This window comes from Synechococcus sp. R55.2 (assembly GCF_047462075.1).
In the GTDB taxonomy this organism is placed as follows: domain Bacteria; phylum Cyanobacteriota; class Cyanobacteriia; order Thermostichales; family Thermostichaceae; genus Thermostichus.
The window spans coordinates 1-6,456 of record NZ_JANSIH010000171.1 but is presented as its reverse complement, the minus strand read 5'-3'; the positions used below and the strand labels follow the sequence as shown (position 1 = coordinate 6,456).

Annotated in this window: 3 protein-coding genes and 1 pseudogene; 2 read left to right on the top strand and 2 right to left on the bottom strand. The window is 59.4% G+C overall.

Annotated features, from left to right (window positions below; all coding sequences use genetic code 11):
• Positions 1-1,182: 1,182 nt before the first annotated feature.
• Together NW838_RS06040 and NW838_RS06035 are read left to right on the top strand one after the other, a co-directional pair.
• Entirely contained in the window at positions 1,183-2,454 is a 1,272-nt protein-coding gene (locus NW838_RS06040; RefSeq protein WP_414427697.1) for an MDR family MFS transporter, read from the top strand.
• Between the two features lie 131 nt (positions 2,455-2,585).
• A complete protein-coding gene (locus NW838_RS06035; protein WP_414343163.1) occupies positions 2,586-2,954 on the top strand; it encodes a YccF domain-containing protein in 369 nt (122 codons plus the stop codon).
• A gap of 147 nt (positions 2,955-3,101) precedes the next feature.
• Here the strand turns inward: NW838_RS06035 and NW838_RS06030 are convergent, their stop codons facing one another.
• Positions 3,102-5,456: a transglycosylase domain-containing protein gene (locus NW838_RS06030; protein ID WP_414427696.1), complete on the bottom strand. Its 2,355-nt coding sequence runs from the start codon at positions 5,454-5,456 to the stop codon at positions 3,102-3,104.
• Positions 5,457-5,459: 3 nt separating this feature from the next.
• Positions 5,460-6,456 (bottom strand): annotated as a pseudogene (locus tag NW838_RS06025) (serine/threonine protein kinase); the annotation flags it as partial.

The window sequence follows — 6,456 nt, the reverse complement described above, 5'->3', positions numbered from 1 at the left end:
TGCCCATGCGGTTGCGTTTGTCCGTAGGCCCCGGTTCCGGGAATAACGGGAAGTCTGGCCCCCGTCATCCCAGCAGGTGGTAAACCTGCCCCAGCACTTGCAACCGATTTGGCCGCTTCCTTTGGGGTCAACCTTGGCAAAGTCCACCCCACCCTTCTAGCAAACCCACTCCAGAAGGCAGAGAATCTATCCCCAGGCAGCCTCGACGCAATCCTTGGGCAACATCCCCCTTGCCCAGCCCTTGGCCTTGAGGTCTTCCACAAAGATCTTCCACAAAGAAAAGATAGAGAGGGTCTGCCCTCGGTCTCAACGCCAATGGGCCCTCTGGAAATGGAACTCTTGGCAACCATTGGCAATGCCCTGCTGCATCCTGGCAACCTGCAGTGGTGCTCTCTTCCAGTGGCAAGACCCCTGCTGTTTTCTCGCCCCCCTGGGTTGCAGCCTTCTCAGCTGGCCTTGCAGGGCTTTGAAGCCCTTGGGCCGTTCCCAAAAGCGCCCTCTGAAGTCGTCAGGAATTGCTCCAAAACCAGGTCAATCCCCGTCGTCCGCCCGTGAGCTGGTTTGTTGGGAGGCATCTGGATAAGCCCAGTACTTGTAGGTTACCGCCAGCATAAGTAGGTTTTACTACAGATTTCGCTCAGGGGTATGGCGGGGATCCATGTATCCCAGTGCTCACCCTGCGGCTAGAGCATGGGACCTATTGCCCCCGCACCCCCGTTAGTTAAAATTGTTGGTACTAGAACTGTAAGGCACAGCTTCTTCTAGCTTTGTCCAGGTTTGCGGCTGAGCTACAGGTGCTCTGTTGTGGGCAAAGGGAACTTGCGCCTCGGCTGCAGCAAGCAAGATGGGGGTTGGCTTCCTGCTCAGCAGGTTTTGGGAAAGGTTGAAGGTTGTAAGTTGGCTCAGAAAAGGACTGGGTGTTTTGGGGCAGATGAAAAGTAGCTTAGTGCAGCTCGATTATCGAGTTTATAAGTTGGCGCGGCTGTTGAGCGAATATCTGGAGTTGGGGGAATGGGTTGCCCTGTCTGCTGGTTCGCTGGGTGAAGAGCCTTCCGGTAACGAACATCAGGCTTGGCTTGGCAGATTTTCAGCTTACCTGTCAGAGTCGGAGCAGGGTTCTTGCCCTGGCGTCGGTGAACGGGATCCCGTAGGCTAGGTAGGCCCTCCCCCACTGCACCCAACATGCGGATCCCTTCTTGGTGGCCGAAGCTCAGTTTTCAGGTTTGGCTGATCTTTATCGGTCGGCTGCTTTCCCAAACTGGAACCGGCTTTACCTTGTTTTATGCCAGTCTCTTTTTTGTGAATCAGGTGGGGCTGACCGCCACCCAAGTGGGCTTGGGGCTGGGCATTATGGCTTTTGCCGGGGTGTTTGGCCGCATCCTGGGCGGCTCGATGGCCGATGGAGCTTGGGGGCGCCGCTCCACTTTGATCCTCTCCCTGGCCATTTCCAGCTTGGGGTCGTTTGGGTTTGCGCTCTCCCATAACTTCTGGAGTTTTGCTCTGGCCAATGTGGCTGCAGGTTTGGGGCAGGGGTTGTACTGGCCGCCTGCAGAAGCGATTGTAGCGGATCTAACCACCCGCGAGCAGCGCAACGAAGCCTACGCCCTCAACCGTCTGGGGGACAACTTGGGCCTCAGCCTTGGGGTGGCTATGGCCAGCACGCTGGTGGCTCTGACGGGGGCCTATCGGCTCTTGTTTGTGATCGATGGTGTCACTTTTCTGATCTTTCTGGCGGTGCTTTGGTTTTTTATCCGGGAAACTCGGGCGACTTGTCCGGCAGCAGAGCCGGTGTTGGCAGGTTGGAAAACCGCTCTCAGGGATCGCTCCCTCTTGGTGTTTGGCCTGTCGAATATCCTGTTCACCACCTATGTCGCTCAGCTCAGCAGCAGCATGCCCCTCTACTTCCGCAATGGGGTAGGGATCCCAGAGGTGCAAATCGGCATTTTGTTTGCCTTACATGGGGCCTTGGTTGCTCTGCTGCAGATGCCGGTGGCCCGTTGGCTGAATCGCCGGACGCGCATTCAAGGGTTGCAGGGATCCGCCCTGATGTGGGGGGTGGGATTTCTTTTGGTTTGGCTTAGCGGTCTGGCGGCGGGATTGGGGTCGGTGGTGGCAGTCTTGGCGCTGGCGGTGCTCTCTTTGGCGTTGGTGAGCTACAACCCCTCTGCCTCTGCTTTGGTGGCGGATTTGGCACCGGATCACTTGCGGGGAGTGTATCTGTCGGTCAACTCTCTTTGTTGGTCGGCGGGGTTTGCCCTTGGCCCGATGATTGGGGGGATGGCCTTGGACTTGCCGCAACCGTGGGCAAGCGGGCTGTGGATCTTTTGGGTGATCACCGTCAGTTGGGTTTGGGGGATCCTCGGCTTTCTAAACCGCATTCTGCCCTGCAAGGTGAATAGGGCCGCAGTGCCTCCGGTGATGGAGCCCGCTCCCCTCGGTGACGCAGAACGCTAGAGCCCAGGAAAGAAGCAGATTTTGGGATCCCAGTCTTGGCCAACAGCTGGTTAGAGTATGGATGTCGAACAGGAAGGCTAGTTCTGCTCTTGTACCCTGCAATTTGGTCTCAACGGTGGAGGATCTGAATCATGAGCTTGATTGGCAACATCATCTGGCTAATCTTCGGGGGTTTGCTGACAGGTTTGGGCTACATCTTAGGAGGACTGAGCCTTTGCCTGACAATCATCGGCATTCCCTTTGGCTGGCAGAGCATCAAACTGGGGTTTGCAGTGCTTGCCCCCTTCGGAAAGGAAGTGGTGGAGTATCCCGATGCCAACAGCCCGCTGCTGCTGATCTTTAACGTCATCTGGCTATTGCTGTTTGGCTGGCCGTTGGTGCTTAACCATCTCTTCTGGGCTGTGATTCTGGCAATCACCATTGTTGGGATCCCCTTTGCCAAACAACACATGAAGTTAATTATTTTGTCGTTGTTGCCCTTTGGCCGAGATCTGCGCTGAGAAAGTGGGTGAACCTAGATTGTGGGTTTATTGAGGGGTACGGCCAAACTGGTTATTAGGCATTTCTCACTTGGGATGCAGGAGAGTTTTCTGTCGGGTTGTCAGGATTTGGGGTTGCCAATTGCCAAGGCTGCTCTCGGAGTTGCTCTATTGAACCATCGTCAAACTATTGGTAATGACTTGCCTCGTGTAATTTCCCCAAGTTTGAGCAGCTATGCTGCTGCTTCCTCGTGTTGGGCTGGAGTCATCATTGCCCAACCAAACGCCGGTCACCAGAGGAGGGTTGGGCGTGTAGCCGATAAAGAGCAGATCCTTGTTGGCGGTGGTGGTGCCGGTTTTACCGGCTTCTCCAATGCCGAGCCGGGCAGTAGTACCGGTGCCGGAGCTGATCACCCCTTGCAGTACGGTTGTCATCTGTTGGGCGACGGTTTCTGGTAAGACAAGTCGCTGAGAACGGGGATCCTCCCGACCAGGGTAAATCTCACGGCAGGTGCGAAAGTCGTTGGGGTTGGCGCAATCGCTGCTATCCAAGATGCGGCGGATGGTGTGGGGCCTTGACCAAAGGCCACGATTGGCAAAAGGAGTGAAGGCTGCTGTCAACTCCAGCAAGTTCACCTCCATTGTGCCAATCACCATAGAAGGATAGGGTTGCAACGGCGATTGGATGCCCATTTGCCGGGCCGTCGCCACCACTTGCTCTAGACCTACTTGTTGGGCCAACCGCAGGGCAATCACGTTTTCGGAGAGGATCAGGCCGCGGGCCAAATCCATAGGGGCCGATCCCGAGCGACAGCCCCGAAAGGTGAGGTTGCCCCAGGTGAGGGGCTCGCAAGACAACACTTGGGAGAGAGGGATCCCCTGGGTGAGGGCAGCCGCATACGTGAACACTTTGAAGGTGGAGCCCGGCTGCCTTTGAGCTTGGGTAGCCCGGTTGAAGGGGCTGGCGTTGTAGTCGATCCCGCCCACCAAAGCCAGCACTTCACCGTTGCGGCTGTCGAGACTGACCAAAGCGCCTTGGCTGAAGCCCAAGCGGGATCCGGACTCGCGCACCGTTTGGGCCAGGACTTGCTCTGCCAAACGCTGGTAGGGCAAATGCACCGTGGTTTCGATGATGAAGTTGCCCTCTGCCGAGAGGTCTTGGCCCAAGAGCTGCCGCAGCTCCTGGAAGACGGCACTGTAAAAGTAGGGAGCAACTGTCGAGGTTTGGGAGCGCAAATTGGGGTTGAGGGTGAGGCGACTGCGCCGGGCCCGCCGAATCTCCTCTTCGGGGAAGACTTTCAGCTCGCTCAGGCGATCCAACACCCGATCCCGGCCCCGAACGGCGGCATCATAGTTGGCGACAGGGTTAAAGGCATTGGGCGCGGGCAAAATGGCCGCCAGAGTCGCAGCTTCGGAAAGGCTGAGCTGGCGGCTTGGGATCCCGAAATAGAACTGGGCAGCAGTCTCAAAGCCGTAGATGCCGTTGCCCAGGTAAACATTGTTGAGGTAGAGAGCGAGGATTTCGTCTTTGCTGTAGCGCTGTTCCAGCTTCAGGGCGGCGACGGCCTCCCGCAGCTTGCGCCCGAAGGTGTTGCCGGAGCCGGTGTAGTCCCGCAGAACGGTGCGGGCCAGTTGTTGGCTGATGGAGCTGCCCCCCTGCTGCACTTCCCCCGAGCGCAGGTTCACCCAAAAGGCGCGGGCAATGCCCAGCAGATCCACCCCAAAGTGGGAGTAAAAGCGGTGATCTTCGGCGGCGACCACCACCTTGGGCAGAATTGGGCCAAAAGCTTCTAGGTTGGGCAGCTCCCGGTAGGTGTCCCCCTGATGGCGGCGCAGCTCCGTCTGCTGATCCCCGGCCAGGACGATCAGGGGGTTGCGATCTGCGGAGAGGGGTGGCTCCACTGAGAACTTGCTCCACTCATGGCCGATCCAAATCCTCGCCCCCAGCCCCAAGACCACCATCAGGATGAGGCAGCCGCGCACCCCATACACCTGTGGTGGGGGTGGATCCAGCACTTGAATCCAGACGCTCTCCGGATCCCGAGGCGGGCCAAGGCTCAGTTGCTGGCCATGCCGCAAGATCACCCGGCGCACCCGCTCGACACCACCGAAGGGTTTGAGGCGGAAAACGCCGTTGGTCGAGTCTTGATCTTCTAGCTGGTAGCGACCGGCATTCCACCCCAGCCAGTAGAGAATAGGGGGCAACGGGATCCGCCAACCCAGACCGGGCAGGCGCCAATCCGGGCGGGGACGGATGTGGGCGTGGAGATGGCTCACCGCGGGGGCAGGGATGCGAATGGTGGCCACCGTCTGGCTGCGACCGAGAATGTCGGATCCCTTCAGGGCAACCACCTGGGGGGGCTCTCCTGGGCAGGTAATCCGCAGGCGCACCGGGCGCTTGGGGGGAGGAGGTTCGGGGGGTTTGAGGAGAGCTGTAGGCCCGACAGGGAAAGGCCTCGCCAGAGTTTTGAAGAGGCGAGCGACGGTGCTCAACAGCGGCTTTTTGTCTTCAGAAGCAGACATGGCTCAGTCCCCCCGCAATTCGCGCGCACGGCGCAGCAGCTCCTGCATGGTCTGGCCGGGACGAGGGCCGCCTGCTGCTGAATTGAGGTTACGGGCCTTGGGAGGCCGGGCAACGGGGGCAGCCGGGGGTAGGGTGGGAGAGGAGGGGGAAGGTGGTGGAGCACCGCTGGGCAGCGTGGGATCCCAGAGGGCCATGTAAAGATGGCCTTGGGCGTTGCGTTCGATCCTGCCGGCCCAGGGGCCAACGCGGAATTGCACTCGCCCGGAACGTCCCTCGCGCACAGCCTGCAGTTCTCGCTGCAGTTGAGCAGGCAAGGGGGCTTGCAGCATATCCTCCAAGAGTCCTTCCACTTGAGGGGTGGGTACGCCATCGGTGACGGTGGCTTCGGTTTGCCGCAGGGCCAGACTGGATGCGTCGTAGAGCAGGCCCAGGTTCACCCCGCCAAGGCGATACAGGTCATACACGGTGTTGGGCCAAGCACCATGCCCCTGCTGGTTGGGGGATCCCAGGCTGGCCCGTACCGTCTCGCGGGAAGTCTCCAGGGGAAAGGCGCGAAACACCGGCTCGCTCCTGTTGTAGGGTTCCAGCTCCGGCGCGGGATCCCGCCGTCCGTTCTGCTCTGAAGCCAAAACAAGGGGCTCAGGGACAAGCTCCCCAGGCATAGGATGGACATTCTCTGGGGCAGTGGAATCTGCCACTGCCGGACGAGATCCTGACCCGGAAACAAGGGGAGCTGAGGGGCGCTGGAGAAACCGTCCCCATCCCCAACTCACCAAGGTCAAGCCCAGCAACCCGCCCATTAGAAGGGGAATCAGGCGCACCCAAAGCAGGGATCCCCCGTTCTCGACCTCGGCGACCGCCGTCAGGGGCCTGAGCCGCAGAGTACCGGCTGTAACCAAGGACGGCGCAGCGGCAGGGAGACCTCCAGAAAGTGGGCCAGAGGCAGCCTCTTCCGACGAGGCGACTGGGACCTGAGGGGCAATAGATCCCTGTGCTCTG